This window comes from Arthrobacter sp. 05T45, assembly GCF_056395875.1.
The window spans coordinates 29,008-45,436 of sequence record NZ_JBFTKI010000017.1 but is presented as its reverse complement, the minus strand read 5'-3'; the positions used below and the strand labels follow the sequence as shown (position 1 = coordinate 45,436).

Below are 16,429 nucleotides of genomic sequence, written 5' to 3'. Positions count from 1 at the left end.
ATAGCGGGATGCCCGTGACACGGTGAAGGCATTCGATCCTTTGGGCGGCAGGATCAAAATGATGCAACGAGGTGGGCGAGCGGCGGAGGCGCCTGTCCGGCCGGCAAAGCGTCGACCAGCAGCGGCGCGTATCGGACCTTGTTGCCGCTGCGTCCGCCGAAGAACCGGCGCAACTGCGCCGTTATTGGCCGCTCCCGCAGTGACGGCTGGCGTTGGAGGAGCCGGAACGACGCGAGCTCGCCTTGAGCGGCGATGACTTTGAGCACGGCATCGATCCCCAGGCAGCGGATGAGTTCGTCCTCCAGATCGGCGTGACAGACGTGGAACCCAAGCTCGGCCAGCGAACCGGACCCGATACCTGCCCGGCCGAGCGCGCGGGCGATGCCACGGGATTCCCCTGCATCACACAGGCCCAACAACCGGTGGCCTGCGCCATTCGGTCCGTAGCGGTCGAGGAAGTGAACGATGCTGGTCGCGCCTCCCATCGGCACGACCGACACCCGCAAGGCTGCCAGGTCATGGCCACGGCGGAAGGCCAGCGCCTCAACCGCAAGCCGGTCACTCTCACCTTCGACCAACACCGTCGTCGCCTGCATGGAACCAGTATGCCGAACGCATTGTCTGGTCGCAGGCTCCTCGCCGGACACGCAGAAGGTGGTCAGGCCGCGGACACGTCGACCAGGACCTTCCCGACGAAGCCTTGTTCTACGGCGTCGTGCGCTGCCGCGGTTTCCTCGAGCCGAAAGCGGGTGAGGGGCAGTCCGTGTTCATTGCCGACCCGCAATGCCCCCGCTTTCAGCGCATCGGCGACGGCGGCAACGGCCGCCGCCTTCTGCTGCTCCGTCACGGTGTACGTGAGGATGAACTGGAATTGGACGTTCTTGCCCATGCTCTCGCGAATGGGAATGGCCAAGGATTCGCCGGGGTTGGCAGCATAAATGGAAATGGTTCCGCCCGGCTTCACCACCTTGAGGTCATTGCCGATGTTCGCCGGAGCATTGACGTCGACGATCTTGTCAACGCCTCCAGGGGCTGCCTCGTGCACGGCCTGTGGGACGGCGGCAGTGCGATAGTTGATCACACTGTGCGCGCCGGCCCGGCGGGCAAGTTCACCTTTCCGCTCCCCGCTCACGGTCGCGATGACGGTTGCCCCGGCCCAGCGGGCGAGCTGAATGGCCGCGTGCCCGACCGCACCCGCGCCACCGGTGACCAGCACCACCCGCCCTTCCAGGGCGCCCGGCGAAAGCCTGGCCGGGCCGTCCTGGCTGGAGGTCAGTGCACGATGTGCCGTCAGTGCCGGGATCCCCAGGGATGCGCCCGTGTCGAAAGACTCCATGTCTGGAAGGGCAACGGCCTGCGCGGCCGGCACCACCACGTACTCCTGGGCTGTGCCCTCGGTGCCGCCCCAGGCGACGTCCCAGAGCCAAACACGATCGCCGACGGACAGCCCCGGCACGCCGGATCCAAGCTCGTCGATAACGCCGGCACCATCCTGGTTGGGCACTTTTGGTGCCTCCAGCCTGCTGCCGGTCCCGGCGGCGGCCCGGGACTTCCAGTCGGTGGGATTGACCCCGGAGACCACCACCCGGACTCTGACCTGGCCCGGTCCGGGTGCCGGCAGTGGCCTGTCCTGGAGGGCCATCACGGACGATGGCCCTGTCTTTTCGTACACGATGGCCTTCACTGTTACTCCGCTTCTTCGGATTCCATAGGGGGAAGGGATGAGAGCGCCGTGAGAACCTGGGGTTCTCCTGGTCGCCATGATGGCTCGGATACCTCTGACGTCTACTGCGGCGCTTGATCCCACGCTAACGCAAAAGGGGAACTGGACGGATCAGGTCAAATGGTCGAAGTCGCCGCGCGCCCAAGCAGCGTGCCGTTGGGCGGAATTGTGCAGAATGGCCTTGGCGCCGGACGCGATGACATTGTTGAAGTTGCCGTAGATCCGGTCGAAGTTGAGCTCTCCCAGCTGCGCGGCGATTCGCTCCGCCACCGCGCCGGATAGCGGCACGTGGTTAGGGTAGCTGCGCATGAAGGCGATGGAGCGACGGTCTGGATTCGGATACACGCTGTCACCGGTCAGCAAAACTCCTTTGCCGCCGGCTCCTGCAGCCCAGTGCACCACCGCGCTGCCCGGGAAATGGCCCCCGGTCTGGTGCAGGGTCAACCCTTCGGCGATAGGTTGACTGCCGGACCAGTATTTAATGAGCGGATCATTGCGCCCCAGCCATCGCCGGTCTGCATCGGCCACAAGTACGGGGACACCGCCGAGCCGATGCGACCATTCGACCTGCACACCGAACATGTGTGGATGGCTGGCGGCGATCGCCAGGACCGGGCCCCGCTCGAGCACTGCCTTCGCAGCGCTGTCGTCGACATACCCGACCGGATCCCACAACAGCGAACCCTCGTGTGTCGCCACAAGCTGGGCGGTCTGGCCGATCCCGACTTTTGGCTCTGTCCGGATCCCGACAAGGCCCGGCTCGTTCTCCGTCAACACCGTTTGCTGGCCCTCCTGCGCCAGCCCGTCCAGTGTGAGCCACTTTTGTCCGTCCTCGGGCACATACTGCCGCTCATCGGCGCAGATCGGGCAAACCCCCGGGGCAGGTTCGTCGTGTTCCACGGCGCAAGTTGCGCAGATCAGCATGGTGGGTCCCTTCAAGGCCTTGTGTCCTGCTCCTCTTGTCCACCGTAGGCGTGCCCGACGTCGTCGGGAAGCGGATGCCGCTATCAACCGGCCGCAAATGGATCCCGCAATCCGAGTGTGCGTCGAATTGGGTGTCAGCAGCGTCGAGGCGTATTCAACGCACCGACTTCAACGCACCGACGGGGACAACAGGGCGGCCATGACGTTCACCGCATACCAGCCCAATGCCCCAAGTGCTCCCAGAACGGCAACGGAAACCACCCAAAATAGGGCCGAGAGTTTCGGCCTCGGCTTCTCATCCATAACAACCACCCCGCAATCAATTGGCATACCTCGGACCGAATCTTGCCTGAACCCCCTTGCGGAAAGCTTGGAATCGAGGCGAGGCCTCTAGCCCGCAGCTGCCTGGGGCAGAGGTAACCCCCCACCCTTGCAGCCACCACGAGGCACGCTTAGGATGGCGGGGCCGGGACGGCCTGGACGGCGATGGACCTATCCTGCCGTTGACGGACAGTGAGCCCTTTGGAGGTCCGACGTGAGTGAGCGGGATGACTTCATGGCCTGGGTTGGGTCGCGTCTCAAGGACGCCGAGACCGCCCTGCATAACGGCGACGCCGCGCCGCGGTTCGCCATCTGGTCCCGAAGAGAGCCCGTTACCGTGCTCGGCGCGTGGACGTCCGGCAGCGGTCCCGAGGACGTGGGGCGCATCTTCCATCAGCTGGAAGCATCCTTCTCGGATTGCACGTCATACACGCACGAGGTGATTGCTGCCGACGTGATCGGGGACATGGCCTACACCGTTGGCTACGAGCATACGAGCACCTCGGTAAACGGAGAGCCGAGGGACTACACACTGCGCGTGACCCAGGTCTACCGGCGCGAGGGTGGCGAATGGAAGGTCGCCCATCGCCACGCAGACACCCTGGCGCAGCCGGACAAGCCTCAGGACGCCTGAGCCCGTCCCGTGGCGTCAGGATCCGGTGGTCAGGATCCGGCGGTCAGGATCCAGGGCGCCCCGGCCACTCTTTGCCGGCCCAGGGGTCGTAGTCGGCGATGAGTTCCTCCTGCGGCGGACGCTCCTTTTCCGGGACGTGCTGCAGGTTCACCCGGACCCGGTACCAGAGCGAACTCGATCCCCGCATTCCGTCGACGAGTACGTCTGCGGGGTGCAGGGCTGATAAGAGGTCCGTATGCCGGGTCTTCCATTCCTCGAGCGCCGCGAGCGCCTCGGGCTTGGTCTTGGTCCGTGCCACCTCGATGAGCGGCATTACCGATTGCCGGCGGCCCAGACCGTCGCCGCCGCGCGGCGGCTTTTCGGCGGGGCCGAGCCCGGCAGCCAGACTGATGAGCCTGTCGAGTGTCCCTGCCGCGTCGTCGATCCCGGCGTGGGGGTCGCCCATCGCCGCGAAGCGCTCAAGCACCGTGGGCACCGTGAATTGTTCCGGCCGGGTGGAGGTAACCTCGTCCCACGTGAGCGGAGTCGAGACCCGGGCGTCGGGCAGGGGCCGGATCGAGTACGCCGATGCCACGGTGCGGTCCTTGGCGTTCTGGTTGAAGTCGACGAACACACTCTCGCCGCGCTCCTCCTTCCACCACCGTGCGGTGGCGAGGCCCGGAGCGCGGTTCTCGACCTCGCGGGCGAGGGTCTCGGCGGCGAGCCGCACGTCGCGGTACGACCACTGAGGCGCGATGCGCACGAGGATGTGAAGTCCCCGCGAACCGCTCGTCTTCGGCCACCCCACCAGTCCGACGTCGTCGAGCACCTCCCGCGCGACATAGGCGACGTCGACGATCTGCGCCCAGTCGACCCCCGGCATCGGGTCGAGGTCGACCCGGAGCTCGTCCGGGTGCTCGAGGTCCTCGGCACGCACGGGGTGCGGGTTGAGGTCCAGGCATCCAAGATTCACGACCCACGCCAAGCCCGCAGCATCCCGGATGACGGCCTCTTCGGCTGATGTTCCGGACGCGTAGTGCAGCGTTGCCGTGTCGATAAAGTCGGGGTGGTTTTCAGGCACGCGCTTCTGAAAGAACGGCTCAGCGCCGATCCCCTTCGGGAAGCGCTTGAGTACCATGGGCCGGCCGCCTGCGCCCCGCAGTGCACCGTCGGCGACGGCGAGGTAGTAGCGGACCAGGTCGAGCTTGGTCAGCCCGGGTTCGGGGAACACCACCTTGTCCGGACTCGAGATGCGAACCTCGTTGCCGGCAATGTTGAGGATCTCGGCGGGGGTCTTCGACGAGTTCATTCCGCCACGCTAGTTCCGGACGGCTGCGCTTGGGAATAGCATTCCGGCATGGACGCCAAGTTATTCGCCTATCTCAGCTACAGTGACGCATCCGCAGCCCTGGACTGGCTCCAGGCCGTGGGATTTGGCGTTATTCAGCGGCAGGACGGCCCCGCAGGGACAGTGCTGCACGCCGAGATTTCCATGGGGGAGGCGGTGCTAATGGTGGCAAGTAGCGATGCCGCCTACCAGCGGCCGCCATTTATTGGTCAGTCAACCGGCCAGGGACTGTATCTCCTGGTCGACGACGTCGACGCCTTTCATCAGAAGGCCCTCGCCGCGGGCGGAACCTCAGTGATCGAGCCCGAAGCCACCCAATGGGGCGCCCGGCGCTGCCGGGTGCTCGATCCCCAAGGACAGGAATGGAGCGCCGGCACCTACCAGCCCGGAATCGCCTCGTGATACGTCCTTGCTTGCCCACCCGGGCAGGCGCTTTAAGTGCCCTCCTGGGTGCCGGTGTCGAAGGGCTTGTCCGTGGCCGGCGGCTTTTCGCCAGGCGTACCTGTTCCGGCCTTGCGCAGCGGATCTACAGTACCTTCCGCGCCGTAGTCACCTTCGGTATACTGGCCGATTTCCGACCCGGCCGTGCGTCCCGGAGCCGTGCCAGCGCCGCCGTAGTCGGCTGCTACGTAGCGCCCGGATTCCTTGGCTCGGTCTCCCAAGGGTTCGGGCAGGCCGCCCTCCCTGCCGGCCGCACCGTAGTCACCTTGGACGTATTGGCCTTCCTCGTCCTCGGCGTGCCGGCCTCTCTGCACGCCAGCCTTACCGTACGCTCCTTCGACGTACCGGCCCCGGAGCTCCTTATCTTCTGGTTTCACGTCCGCGGGCGCCTGGTCCGCGGGCAATTCGGAGTCGCTGCGGTCTGTCATGATCCTGCCCTCCAGAGACGAATCCATGCGTCTAATCCGGCGCAATTCAAGTCTAGTCAGGGCCACTGCACCACGACAGAGGGCAGCGGCCGCCGGCCGCCCGCCTTGGGTGGCCAAGAGTGTCAGGTGTGGGCGGCGGGAGCGGTGGTGCTTCGAACGACGAGGCGCGGGGCCAGCACTTCGGTACGTGGCTGCGGGGAGGGGTCGGCGATGCGGGCGAGGAGAAGCTCCGCGACGCGGATGCCTACGTCCCGGCTGACGGGGTCGACGGTGGTCAGGGAGACGTGGCGGATCCCGGCGAGATAGGTGTTGTCGTATCCGACCAGTGAGAGTTGTCCCGGCACGCTGATGCCGCGCTCGTCGGCGGCCGAGAGCGCACCGACGGCGAGGATGTCGTTGGCGGCAAAGACCGCTGAGGGGGGCTGGCCGCCGTCGATAAGGCGGCTCATTGCCTCAAAGCCGGAATGCTCGCTCAAGTCCGTTGGTATCACTCGGATGTAGTTCTGCAAGCCGTGGCGGGTCATGGTGTCCCGGTAGGCGTCGGCCCGCACGGTAGCAGAGCCGGTGGGAGCGGTGAGGAAGGCAATGTCGCTGTGGCCGAGACCAATCAGGTGCTCGACGGCCATCCGGGCGCCGGCGGCGTCGTCGTTGGTGACGCGGTCCGCTGCCGGGAGGTCGAAGGCGCGGGTGCCGGCGACGACGGCTGGCGTGAGCAGTGTGGCGCGGGTGAGGTCTTCATCGGCGTTGAAGTCTCCGGCGATGACTAGGCCGTCGACGCGCAATTCCATGAAGGCGGACACCGGGCTTTCCCCTGGGCGGGCCAAATAGCGTGGATCGCCGAGGACCATCCGGAGGTTCTGCTCCCGGAAGATGTTCTGCATGCCGTCGAGCAGCTCCACGAACCAGGGATTGGAGAGGTCGTCCAGCAGCACTCCTACTGTTTGCGTCCGCCCGCTGGCGAGCGAGCGGGCCGCATTGCTGGGCCGGTAGTCGAGTGCGGCTATGGCGATGGCAACAGCTTCCCTCTTTTGTTCACTCACCTTTGGTGAACCCCTCAGGACCAGGGATACGAGTGCGCGAGATACGCCGGCTTCGCGCGCCACATCCTCAATGGTGGCGCGTTTGGCCGCTCCATGCCGGTTCAGTTCGCTCCTGGACAAATGGCCTCCTGCCGGCAAGCGTATCGCGGGAAACACAGCGGTTCCGGCCTCCGCCCCATGGGCAACCGCACCGGTTCCACTGCTGCCTGATGCCGGCCGCATGTCTGTCCCGTGGGGGAGGCCTCGGCGGCAAAGGCTGCGGACGTTCGATTCTCAGAGAGACACCGCCTTCTCGCCCGGTACCGTGGGAGGCACGATGATTGGTATGCCTCCGGTGCGGAAATGCACCTCCAGCTCTTCCAGCGACTGTCCCTTTGTCTCCGGCACGAAGTTCGCCACGAAGATCAGGGAAACAATGTTCACCAGCACGAACAGGGTGAACGTGCCGGTTGAGCCCAGGGCCACGACGAGGATCGGGAACAGGAAGGAGATCGCCGCGTTCACGGTCCAGAGGGCGAACACCGCAATGCCCATCGCGAAGCCACGGATGGCCAACGGGAAAATCTCGGAGAGCAATAGCCACACGCACGTGCCGATGAAGCACTGCACGAAGGCCACGAACAGCATCATCGCCGCCAAGATGGTGTAACTGACGAGGTCCGATTGGGGGAGCGTGAAGACGACGGCGAGGAGTGCCTGCGAAGCCACGACCCCGGAGAAGCCGATGACCAGCATGCGGCGGCGCCCGACGAAGCCCAGTAGCCAGATGCCCAGGACGGTCATCAACACCGACGTCACACCGACGGCGATGGTTGCCACGAGCGATGCGCTCACGCCAAGGCCGCTGCGTTCAAGGATGGTGGGGGCGTAGTAGTTCACGGTATTGATGCCCGTTGCCTGCTGGGCTGCGGCGAGCCCAATGCCGACCCAGAGGAGCCGGCGCATCCATGGATTGTTCTTCAGATCGCGCCAGGCGCTGGAGCGCTCGTTCCGGGCGGTATTCGCGGACTCAACGATTTCTTTGTACTCGAAATCGGCTTCCTCAGGGCTGCGGCTGAGGTTGAGGATGCGGCGGCTGTCGTCGAGCCTGTCGCGGATAGCGAACCAGCGCGGCGATTCGGGCAGGGCGAGCATGCCGATCAGGAGTGCGATGGCGGGGATGGAGGCAATGCCAAGCATGATGCGCCAGACTTCGGCGTCGTGGATGACGGCGTCGAGGAGTGCGTTGATGGCAAAAGCGAGCATCTGGCCGGTCACGATCATCAGTTCGTTGATGGTGACCATGCGTCCGCGCAGGTGTGCAGGCGCCATTTCCGCAAGGTAGAGGGGGCACGTTACGGCGGCGGCGCCGACGCCAAGACCGAGGATGACGCGGGCAACGACCATGAACCCGACGGTCGGTGCGATGGCGCAGCCTATCGCGCCGAGGAGGAAGAGCAGCGCACAGACGAGCAGCGTGCCGCGCCGCCCAAGCTTATCGGCGAGCCTGCCGCCGCTCAGTGCGCCCACCGCGGCACCAGGAAAGAGCAGTGCGCTGACGACGGTGGCCTCTTCGACCGGGCTCATGCTCAGGGAGTCCTGCATGTAGAGCAACGCACCGGAGATCACGCCGGTGTCGTAGCCGAACAGGAGTCCGCCGAGTGTGGAGATGACAGTGAGACGGGCGAGATACCCGCGGTGTTTTGAGCCCGATGCGGGCGAGCTTGCTGTGTGCAACGACATTGTTGACTTCCTCGATTCGGCCGACCTGGAGGGCGGACTTTGAATTGGGAGCGTTCCCGGGAGGGTGCTGGATCACGCACCTTCAACGTTAGAGCGCTCTAACGAGACAGTCAAGAGTTTGTCTTGACATGCGCTCAAAGTATCGACGGGCATCCTGGAGGCGCACGGTCAGGGACAAGTCCGCGGGCGGGGCGGCGGGAAGGGAGCCGGAGGCCGAGTGTCTGGCGCCGCGGTGGAGCGGCTACCTCTTCAGGGGCTTTTCCCGGATGAAGCGGTTTGTTACTATGTCAGGACAAATTCAGGGAAGGGGTTATGCGTCTCATGCGAATCGATGTCAACACAAGGGAGGCCGGCATATGACCGGGAACTCTTCACTCCCGGTGTCCCGGGTCCCGGATTCCCGAGCCGCACCACCACTCCGCTGGGGGATCATGGGTCCCGGCTGGATTGCGGAGCGCTTTACGGAATCCGTCCAGGCGCACACCTCGCAGATTATCGCCGCAATCGGGTCCCGCTCGCTGGACCGTTCCGAAGCCTTTGCTGGACGGCACGGCATCCCCGCTGCCTTCGGCAGCTATGAGGAGCTGGCGGCCGCCGACGTCGACATCGTCTACGTGGCCACGCCGCACAACTTCCACTACGAGGCCGCCCTCATGGCGCTCGACGCCGGCAAGCACGTTCTGGTCGAAAAGCCGATAGGCATCAACCGTGCGCAGGCGGCCGGCATCGCCAGCCGGGCCGCCGCCGCCGGCCTGTTCGCCGCCGAAGCCATGTGGACATTTTTCCTGCCCAAGTTCGACGTCATCCGGCAAGTGCTCGACTCCGGAATGCTCGGGGACCTTACTACGGTCTTCGCCGAATACGGTGAGCACTTTGACCGCAGCCACCGGATCTTCGACGCGGCTCTGGCGGGCGGGCCACTGCTGGACCTGGGGACCTATCCGCTTTCGCTCATCACGTCCGTCCTGGGCGAACCGGACCGCCTCCTGGCGCTCGGTGAACCGCACGAATCCGGAGTCAATGCCCAGCTTTCGGCCGTCATGTCCTTTGCCGGCGGACGCCAGGCCATGATGAACACCCAATTGCACAATTTCACGCCGACGTCCGCCACCATTGTGGGCACCGAGGCTTCGCTGTCAATTGACGGGCCCTTCAACATGCCAGGCAAGTTCAGCGTCCGCTTCCCGGACGGTACCCGGCTGGCCTATGAGGAGCCGGCCGGAGCACACTTCGAGGGCCTGCACTTCGAGGCTGCCGCCGTCGCCCGCGCCATTGCGGCAGGGCGGCTGGAGGTTCCCCAGCGGCCGCTCGCCGAATCCATCCGGACCATGGCCGTCGCCGACGCCATCAGGAACCAGCTCGGAATCGTGTTCCCCGGCGAAGCCGTTGGAAGCCTCTGATCCCGGACCTCCGTATCAGCGCTCGGATGCCTTCGCGGCTTTGATGGCGGCCTTGGCGGCCTGCTTGCTGGCGCGCACTCTTTTCAGCGACTCGGGGTCCACGATGTCGGCGACAGAAAGAAATGCGCTCTCCTGGCCATAGGGGCCGGCGGCCTCACGCCAGCCTGGCGCCTGCAGGCCGCACTGCTTGCCTAGCAGTGCAAGGAAGATCCTGGCCTTTTGCTCTCCGAAGCCGGGCAAGCCCTTCAACCTGCGCAGCACTTCCTCACCGTCCGGGTCGTCCTGGTTCCAGATGGCAGTTGCGTCCCCATTCCAATCGCCTTGGACGGTCGCAGCGAGGTCCTGGACGCGGCCGGCCATGGAGCTGGGGAAGCGGTGGATGGATGGACGCTCCTTGAAGATCTCAACGAAGCCGGCAGGGTCGTATTCGGCGATTGCGGCAGGGGTCATGGACCCGATGCGCGTCCGGATCTTTTCGGGTCCGGCAAACGCAGACTCCATGGTCACCTGCTGGTCAAGCAGCATGCCAACGAGGAGTGCGAACGCGTCATTGCTGAGCAGTTGGTCGGCGGCGGCGTCGCCCGTGATGTGCAGTTCCATGCGCCCATCCTGCCACCAGCTCCGCGCCACGTCATGGCGCCGGCCCGAATCTGCTCCGCCGCGACCAGCGGCATTGCTGACGCTGTGGCCGGTATCCTTGAAAGATGAGTGGCACAGCGCATTCAACCGTCACATTTGATGGCCGCTTCGCCCGGGAGTTCCAGGAGATGGCCATTCCCTGGCGCGCGGAGGAGGCGCCCGAGCCGCACCTCTTGGTGCTCAACGAGCACCTCGGCGCTGAGCTGGGCCTCGATCCGGCCTTCCTCCGGAGTCCGGAGGGTCTGCGTCTGTTGACCGGCAACGCCGTCCCCGCCCATGCCAGTCCGGTGGCGCAGGCCTACGCCGGCCACCAGTTTGGCTGGTACGCGCCCCGCCTCGGCGACGGGCGCGCACTCCTGCTGGGCGAGATCGGGCACGCGGACGGGCAGCTCCGCGACGTCCACCTCAAGGGATCGGGACGCACGCCGTTTGCCCGCAACGGGGACGGCCAGGCGGTGGTCGGGCCCATGCTGCGCGAATACATCGTGAGCGAGTCGATGCACGCCCTGCACATCCCCACGACCCGTTCCCTCGCCGTCGTCGCGACGGGACGTTCGGTGCAGCGCGAGACGCTCCTGCCCGGCGCCATTCTGACCCGGATAGCCAGCAGCCACCTGCGCGTGGGCAGCTTCCAGTACGCCCGGTCCACGGGCGACATCGGCCTCCTTCGCCGCCTCGCCGACTACGCCCTGACCCGTCACCACCCCGCCGCCGCGGACGCCGGAAACCGATATCTCGCACTCTTCCAAGGGGTCATATCCGCCCAGGCTTCGCTGGTGGCCCAGTGGATGCTCGTCGGATTCGTTCACGGGGTCATGAACACCGACAACATGACGATTTCGGGCGAAACGATCGACTACGGGCCGTGTGCCTTCATGGAAGGCTTCGACCCGGCCGCTGTCTACAGTTCGATCGACGAGAGCGGGCGCTACGCCTACCGCAACCAGCCGGTGGTGGCGGAGTGGAATCTTGCCCGGCTCGCGGAGTCGCTTCTGCCCCTGCTCAACGACGACGAGGAGCAGGCGGTCGAGCTCGCGGTGGGAGCACTCGGCGAGTTCCGCCGGCAGTACAGTGACGCCTGGTCGGCAGGCATGAAGGCCAAGCTGGGGTTCCGTGACGGGCTCGACGACGACTTGGCCTCGCCTCTCGTGGACGAACTTGTGGCTTTAATGCAGGAGTCACGGGCCGACTACACCTCGTTTTTCCGGCACCTCGGCAAAGCCGCCCGCGGCCGTGCCGAAGCCGCGCGGGGCCAGGTCCAGGACACGGCAGCTTTCGATGCCTGGGTGGGGCGATGGCGTGCCTTGGCGCCGGATGCTGACGCCATGGACCGGGTCAACCCCATCTACATCCCGCGGAACCACCTGGTGGAGGAGGCCCTGGCGGCCGCTACCGTCGGAAACCTGGATCCGCTGGCACGGCTGCTGGACGCAGTCGCCTCGCCTTTCGACGAGCGGTCCGGCCTCGAGCGCTACGCAGCTGCCGCCCCGGAAAGCTTTGGCCCGTACCGGACCTTCTGCGGAACCTGAGGGGAGCTGATCATGGATATCGAATTCGCCGAGGTCATCGATCATGACGTCACCACCATCACCTGCGTTTGCGGCAATACCGTCAGCAGCGAGGGATTGATTCAGGCCAACTCACAGGGCATGCCCGTTCACATTGGCGGAAACGTTCCCGTGCCCGCGGGGCTGGCTACCTGGCCTGAGGACGAGGATCTCTACACCCTGTGCTCCTCCTGCGGCCGCGTTTACCATGACGCTGTCATCGAAGAGACTGGGACCGCGCCCGTTGCTTTCCGGGTTGATGTCACCGCCGGACCGGTTGCCGAAGCGATCCGTGTCCACTGGGACCTCAACACGTAGCACTGTGACCGTGTCAGGGATCAGTGAGCCCTACACGGTGTCCGGCCGCTGATCTCCCTTGTGGCTCCGCAGATTCTCCTGCACCTTGCCGAACAAATCCTTGATGGTCGTCTCCGTATTGGTGAGCATGTCCGGCTGGACGTAGACCTGTTGGGCGGGAGGCAGGCTGTAATGGGACGCCAGGCCACCCGCACCGTCCACCCCTGCCAGCGCGATGGTCACACCACCCTCTTTGCGCGCAATGGCGCCAATCCGGCCGAAGACCACGGTAAATTCGTCCGGCTGGAAGCTCACGGTCAGTCCGACATGTGTCCGGTTAAGGTCACTTGCCGTGACGGCCTTCTCGTTCCCGGTCCCTGCATAGTTCATGTCGATCTCCCGGATAGCTGGTGGCGTTGTAAGCGAGCAGTCTACGTCCGGGACCGGAGACGGGGTAGGGACCCGCCGGCTGCCCGATACCGGACCGGTCCCGGCGTGGGGGAGAATGCGTTCATGACCAATGACGATCTCCGGCCTGTCTACTTCCTTTCGGACAGCACCGGCATCACCGCGGAAACGCTCGGCAACACTTTGCTGACGCAGTTCCCCGCGAACCACTTTGACCGCATCACGGTCCCCTTCATCACCACGGTCGAACAGGCCAGGACGGTGGTCGGCACTATCGACAAACTGGCCGCCTCGGGCCTGCAGCCGATCGTCTTTTCCACCGCGGTAAGCAGCGATATCCGCCAGGTCCTGGGTACGTGCCAGGGGATCATCGTGGATCTCATCGGGACTCATGTCGGACAGCTGGAGCAGGCCCTCGGTTCGCCGGCCAGCGGCGAACCCGGCAGGGCCCATGGCCTGGGCAATGCGGAGCGGTATCAATCCCGGATGGCCGCCGTCGAATACGCCATGGAACACGACGACGGCCAAAGCCTGCGGGCGCTCGAAAAGGCCCAAGTCATCCTGGTGGCGCCGTCCCGCTGCGGAAAAACGCCCACCACCATGTACTTGGCCCTGCAGCACGGCATTTTCGCCGCCAACTTCCCGCTGGTGGACGAAGACTTTGAACGGGAAGGGCTCCCCAAGCCGCTGAGGCCTTTCGTTGAGAAGTGTTTCGGGCTCTCCTCCAACCCCCTGCGCCTGAGCCAGATCCGCACCGAACGGCGCCGGGGCTCACCCTACGCGTCGCTGCGGCAGTGCGGCTTCGAGCTGCGCAGCGCCGAGCAGCTGTACGTCTCCCATAGGATTCCGTACCTGAATTCGGCCACGGTGTCCGTCGAGGAAATGGCGGCAACCATCCTGCAGCGGATGAACCTCAAGCATTAGGGAAAAGTTTCACAAACTTGGTGTGGCGCACGTCATGTGGAAAGTGCGCTGGAGACCTGTCACTGTGGACAGGACTTGCGCCCATCAACCGGCCATCGCCGCAAGCGGGGCGGCGCACTTGCATGCCATCATCTGCAAAGGAGCAGTAACTATGACGACAGACATCCTGTGGTTCTCAGAACTCGGACTCAAGGACCTGGACCGCGTGGGCGGGAAGAACGCCTCCCTCGGTGAGATGGTGCAGAACCTGACCTCCGCCGGCGTCCAGGTTCCCGACGGCTTCGCCACCACCGCGGATGCCTACCGCAACTTCCTGGCGGATTCGGGCCTCGACCAGAAGATCGCCGACCGGCTGGTCGGCCTGGACACCGATGACGTCACCGCCCTGGCAGCCGCCGGGCAGGAGATCCGGGCCCTCATGCGCGAGACGCCCTTCCTGCCTGACTTCGAAGCGCAGATCCGGAACTCCTACCAGCAGCTGGTGGACAAGCACGGCGGCTCTGAGGACCTGTCCTGGGCCGTCCGTTCCAGCGCCACGGCGGAAGACCTCCCCGATGCCTCCTTCGCCGGGCAGCAGGAAACCTTCCTGAACGTCCGCGGCATCGAGAACATCCTGCTCGCCATCAAGGACGTGTTCGCGTCCCTCTACAACGACCGGGCGATCGCCTACCGGGTGCACCACAAGTTCGAGCACGCCGAGGTGGCGCTCTCGGCCGGCATCCAGCGCATGGTGCGCTCCGACGTCGGCGCCTCCGGCGTCATGTTCACCATGGACACAGAGTCCGGGTTCCAGGACGCCGTGTTCGTCACGTCCTCCTACGGCCTCGGCGAGGCTGTCGTCCAGGGCGCCGTCAACCCCGACGAGTTCTACGTCTACAAGCCCGCGCTGCAGGCCGGCCGGCCCGCAATCCTCAAGCGCGGACTGGGCGAGAAGGCCCTGCAGATGACCTACACGAGCAGCCGCGAAATCGGCCGCACCATCGACTTCGTACCGGTCGAGGCGTCCCTGCGGAACCGCTTCAGCCTCACTGACGACGACGTCGAGCAGCTCGCCCGGCACGCCGTCGCCATCGAGAACCACTATGGCCGCCCCATGGACATCGAATGGGGCAAGGACGGGATCGACGGCGGCCTGTACATCCTGCAGGCGCGCCCGGAGACCGTGCAGTCCCGCCGCGCCTCCGGCAGCCTGAGCCGGTTCCGGCTCAACGGGACCGGCCGGGTGCTGGTCGAGGGCCGCGCCATTGGCCAGCGCATCGGCGCGGGCAGCGTCCGCATCCTCACCGCGATCGACCAGATGGCCGCCTTCAAAACCGGTGACGTCCTCGTCGCCGACATGACCGACCCGGACTGGGAACCGATCATGAAGCGTGCCTCCGCCATCGTGACCAACCGCGGCGGGCGCACGTGCCACGCGGCCATCATTGCCCGGGAACTGGGGATTCCCGCCGTCGTCGGCACCGGGGACGCCACCGATGCCCTCTCCGACGGCCTCGACGTGACCGTGTCCTGCGCCGACGGTGAAACCGGCGTGATCTACGAAGGGCTCCTGGACTTCAGCGTCGAGGAAACCGAGATCACCCAACTGCCCCAGGCCCCCGTCAAGGTCATGATGAACGTCGGCACCCCGGAGCAGGCTTTCACGTTCGCGCAACTGCCCAACCACGGAGTGGGCCTGGCCCGGCTCGAATTCATCATCAACCGCCAGATCGGCATCCACCCCAAGGCACTGCTGAACCTCGACGAGCAGCCGGCGGACGTCGCCACGGAAATCCGTGAGCGCATCGCCGCGTACGAGAGCCCGCGCGACTACTACATCAAGCGCCTGGCCGAGGGCGTGTCCACCATCGCGGCGGCGTTCGCGCCGGAACCCGTGATTGTGCGCATGTCCGACTTCAAGTCCAACGAGTACGCCAACCTGATCGGCGGGCCCGCCTACGAGCCGCACGAAGAGAACCCGATGATCGGCTTCCGCGGCGCCTCACGCTACCTCGAGCCGTCCTTCCGGGACTGCTTCGACCTCGAGTGTGAGGCCCTGTCCTTTGTCCGCAACGAGATGGGCCTGACCAACGTCAAGCTGATGATCCCGTTCGTACGGACCCTGGACGAGGCCCGCGGCGTTATCGAACTGCTGGGGGAGAACGGCCTCACCCGCGGCGAGAACGGCCTCGAGGTGATCATGATGTGCGAGATCCCATCCAACGCGCTGCTTGCCGATGAGTTCCTGGACTACTTTGACGGGTTCTCCATCGGCTCCAACGACATGACCCAGCTGGCCCTGGGCCTGGACCGGGACTCCGCGATTGTCTCCGGCGGCTTCGATGAACGCGATCCGGCCGTCAAAAAGCTCCTGAGCATGGCCATCGCGGCCTGCAAGGCGCGCGGCAAATATGTCGGCATCTGCGGCCAGGGTCCGAGCGACCACGCGGACTTCGCCGAGTGGCTGGTCGAGGAAGGCATCGATTCGGTCTCCTTGAACCCCGACACCGTGGTGGACACCTGGCTGCGCCTTGCGGGCGCCACAGGCGGCCCGGCCGTCGAGGCAGGCGTCGGGGCCGGGGCGAACTGACAGCCGCGGCGTCCAAGTAAGACAGGCCGGACACCCGCCGGGCAGCACGGACTGAGAATTCCAGACCGTGCTGCTTGGGCGGCCG

Annotated in this window: 16 protein-coding genes; 7 read left to right on the top strand and 9 right to left on the bottom strand. The window is 65.5% G+C overall.

Going from position 1 to position 16,429, the window contains the following annotated elements:
• Window positions 1-53 precede the first annotated feature (53 nt).
• From AC1DGD_RS15375 to AC1DGD_RS15365, 3 genes are all read right to left on the bottom strand, one after another.
• A complete protein-coding gene (locus tag AC1DGD_RS15375) occupies window positions 54-596 on the bottom strand; it encodes a TOPRIM nucleotidyl transferase/hydrolase domain-containing protein (protein WP_476857378.1) in 543 nt (180 codons plus the stop codon).
• A 62-nt stretch (window positions 597-658) separates the two neighbouring features.
• Window positions 659-1,684, bottom strand: a complete 1,026-nt coding sequence (locus tag AC1DGD_RS15370; protein WP_476857377.1) for an NADPH:quinone reductase — start codon at window positions 1,682-1,684, stop codon at window positions 659-661.
• Between the two features lie 150 nt (window positions 1,685-1,834).
• A complete protein-coding gene (locus AC1DGD_RS15365) occupies window positions 1,835-2,647 on the bottom strand; it encodes an MBL fold metallo-hydrolase (RefSeq protein WP_476857376.1) in 813 nt (270 codons plus the stop codon).
• 535 nt (window positions 2,648-3,182) lie between these two features.
• On the opposite strand from AC1DGD_RS15365, the gene AC1DGD_RS15360 reads away from it, so the two are divergent.
• Complete coding sequence (locus tag AC1DGD_RS15360; RefSeq protein ID WP_476857375.1) at window positions 3,183-3,602, top strand: nuclear transport factor 2 family protein; 420 nt, start codon at window positions 3,183-3,185, stop codon at window positions 3,600-3,602.
• Between the two features lie 43 nt (window positions 3,603-3,645).
• On the opposite strand, the gene ligD is transcribed toward AC1DGD_RS15360, so the two are convergent.
• A complete protein-coding gene (gene ligD / locus AC1DGD_RS15355; protein ID WP_476851147.1) occupies window positions 3,646-4,890 on the bottom strand; it encodes a non-homologous end-joining DNA ligase in 1,245 nt (414 codons plus the stop codon).
• Window positions 4,891-4,938: 48 nt separating this feature from the next.
• Here ligD and AC1DGD_RS15350 point away from each other — a divergent pair, with 48 nt between their 5' ends.
• The gene (locus tag AC1DGD_RS15350; protein WP_476857374.1) at window positions 4,939-5,331 is read left to right on the top strand and encodes a VOC family protein; all 393 of its coding nucleotides are present in this window, start codon (window positions 4,939-4,941) and stop codon (window positions 5,329-5,331) included.
• A 32-nt stretch (window positions 5,332-5,363) separates the two neighbouring features.
• On the opposite strand, the gene AC1DGD_RS15345 is transcribed toward AC1DGD_RS15350, so the two are convergent.
• From AC1DGD_RS15345 to AC1DGD_RS15335, 3 genes are all read right to left on the bottom strand, one after another.
• A complete protein-coding gene (locus AC1DGD_RS15345) occupies window positions 5,364-5,825 on the bottom strand; it encodes a hypothetical protein (RefSeq protein ID WP_476857373.1) in 462 nt (153 codons plus the stop codon).
• A gap of 95 nt (window positions 5,826-5,920) precedes the next feature.
• Window positions 5,921-7,060: a LacI family DNA-binding transcriptional regulator gene (locus AC1DGD_RS15340; protein ID WP_476857372.1), complete on the bottom strand. Its 1,140-nt coding sequence runs from the start codon at window positions 7,058-7,060 to the stop codon at window positions 5,921-5,923.
• Window positions 7,061-7,111: 51 nt separating this feature from the next.
• Complete coding sequence (locus AC1DGD_RS15335) at window positions 7,112-8,560, bottom strand: sugar porter family MFS transporter (RefSeq protein ID WP_476857371.1); 1,449 nt, start codon at window positions 8,558-8,560, stop codon at window positions 7,112-7,114.
• Between the two features lie 356 nt (window positions 8,561-8,916).
• Here AC1DGD_RS15335 and AC1DGD_RS15330 point away from each other — a divergent pair, with 356 nt between their 5' ends.
• Entirely contained in the window at window positions 8,917-9,960 is a 1,044-nt protein-coding gene (locus tag AC1DGD_RS15330; RefSeq protein WP_476857370.1) for a Gfo/Idh/MocA family protein, read from the top strand.
• Between the two features lie 15 nt (window positions 9,961-9,975).
• On the opposite strand, the gene AC1DGD_RS15325 is transcribed toward AC1DGD_RS15330, so the two are convergent.
• Window positions 9,976-10,560 carry an HhH-GPD-type base excision DNA repair protein gene (locus tag AC1DGD_RS15325; protein WP_476857369.1) on the bottom strand — a complete coding sequence of 195 codons (585 nt, stop codon included), beginning with the start codon at window positions 10,558-10,560 and terminating at the stop codon, window positions 9,976-9,978.
• 104 nt (window positions 10,561-10,664) lie between these two features.
• On the opposite strand from AC1DGD_RS15325, the gene AC1DGD_RS15320 reads away from it, so the two are divergent.
• Complete coding sequence (locus AC1DGD_RS15320; protein ID WP_476857368.1) at window positions 10,665-12,128, top strand: protein adenylyltransferase SelO; 1,464 nt, start codon at window positions 10,665-10,667, stop codon at window positions 12,126-12,128.
• Between the two features lie 12 nt (window positions 12,129-12,140).
• Window positions 12,141-12,464, top strand: a complete 324-nt coding sequence (locus tag AC1DGD_RS15315) for a hypothetical protein (RefSeq protein WP_476857367.1) — start codon at window positions 12,141-12,143, stop codon at window positions 12,462-12,464.
• Window positions 12,465-12,494: 30 nt separating this feature from the next.
• Here the strand turns inward: AC1DGD_RS15315 and AC1DGD_RS15310 are convergent, their stop codons facing one another.
• The gene (locus AC1DGD_RS15310; protein ID WP_476857366.1) at window positions 12,495-12,833 is read right to left on the bottom strand and encodes a hypothetical protein; all 339 of its coding nucleotides are present in this window, start codon (window positions 12,831-12,833) and stop codon (window positions 12,495-12,497) included.
• A 123-nt stretch (window positions 12,834-12,956) separates the two neighbouring features.
• On the opposite strand from AC1DGD_RS15310, the gene AC1DGD_RS15305 reads away from it, so the two are divergent.
• The gene (locus AC1DGD_RS15305) at window positions 12,957-13,775 is read left to right on the top strand and encodes a pyruvate, water dikinase regulatory protein (protein WP_476857365.1); all 819 of its coding nucleotides are present in this window, start codon (window positions 12,957-12,959) and stop codon (window positions 13,773-13,775) included.
• Between the two features lie 151 nt (window positions 13,776-13,926).
• The gene (ppsA, locus tag AC1DGD_RS15300) at window positions 13,927-16,344 is read left to right on the top strand and encodes a phosphoenolpyruvate synthase (RefSeq protein WP_476857364.1); all 2,418 of its coding nucleotides are present in this window, start codon (window positions 13,927-13,929) and stop codon (window positions 16,342-16,344) included.
• The last annotated feature ends 85 nt before the right edge of the window (window positions 16,345-16,429 follow it).

What these genes read in the sequence shown, in the direction of transcription:
- AC1DGD_RS15365 (WP_476857376.1), bottom strand. Translation starts at nt 2,647, where the DNA reads ATGCTGATCTGCGCAACTTGCGCCGTGGAACACGACGAACCTGCCCCG.
- AC1DGD_RS15375 (WP_476857378.1), bottom strand. Translation starts at nt 596, where the DNA reads ATGCAGGCGACGACGGTGTTGGTCGAAGGTGAGAGTGACCGGCTTGCG.
- AC1DGD_RS15330 (WP_476857370.1), top strand. Translation starts at nt 8,917, where the DNA reads ATGACCGGGAACTCTTCACTCCCGGTGTCCCGGGTCCCGGATTCCCGA.
- AC1DGD_RS15350 (WP_476857374.1), top strand. Translation starts at nt 4,939, where the DNA reads ATGGACGCCAAGTTATTCGCCTATCTCAGCTACAGTGACGCATCCGCA.
- AC1DGD_RS15305 (WP_476857365.1), top strand. Translation starts at nt 12,957, where the DNA reads ATGACCAATGACGATCTCCGGCCTGTCTACTTCCTTTCGGACAGCACC.
- AC1DGD_RS15340 (WP_476857372.1), bottom strand. Translation starts at nt 7,060, where the DNA reads ATGCGGCCGGCATCAGGCAGCAGTGGAACCGGTGCGGTTGCCCATGGG.
- AC1DGD_RS15315 (WP_476857367.1), top strand. Translation starts at nt 12,141, where the DNA reads ATGGATATCGAATTCGCCGAGGTCATCGATCATGACGTCACCACCATC.
- AC1DGD_RS15345 (WP_476857373.1), bottom strand. Translation starts at nt 5,825, where the DNA reads ATGGATTCGTCTCTGGAGGGCAGGATCATGACAGACCGCAGCGACTCC.
- AC1DGD_RS15310 (WP_476857366.1), bottom strand. Translation starts at nt 12,833, where the DNA reads ATGAACTATGCAGGGACCGGGAACGAGAAGGCCGTCACGGCAAGTGAC.
- AC1DGD_RS15325 (WP_476857369.1), bottom strand. Translation starts at nt 10,560, where the DNA reads ATGGAACTGCACATCACGGGCGACGCCGCCGCCGACCAACTGCTCAGC.
- AC1DGD_RS15320 (WP_476857368.1), top strand. Translation starts at nt 10,665, where the DNA reads ATGAGTGGCACAGCGCATTCAACCGTCACATTTGATGGCCGCTTCGCC.
- ppsA (WP_476857364.1), top strand. Translation starts at nt 13,927, where the DNA reads ATGACGACAGACATCCTGTGGTTCTCAGAACTCGGACTCAAGGACCTG.
- AC1DGD_RS15335 (WP_476857371.1), bottom strand. Translation starts at nt 8,560, where the DNA reads ATGTCGTTGCACACAGCAAGCTCGCCCGCATCGGGCTCAAAACACCGC.
- ligD (WP_476851147.1), bottom strand. Translation starts at nt 4,890, where the DNA reads ATGAACTCGTCGAAGACCCCCGCCGAGATCCTCAACATTGCCGGCAAC.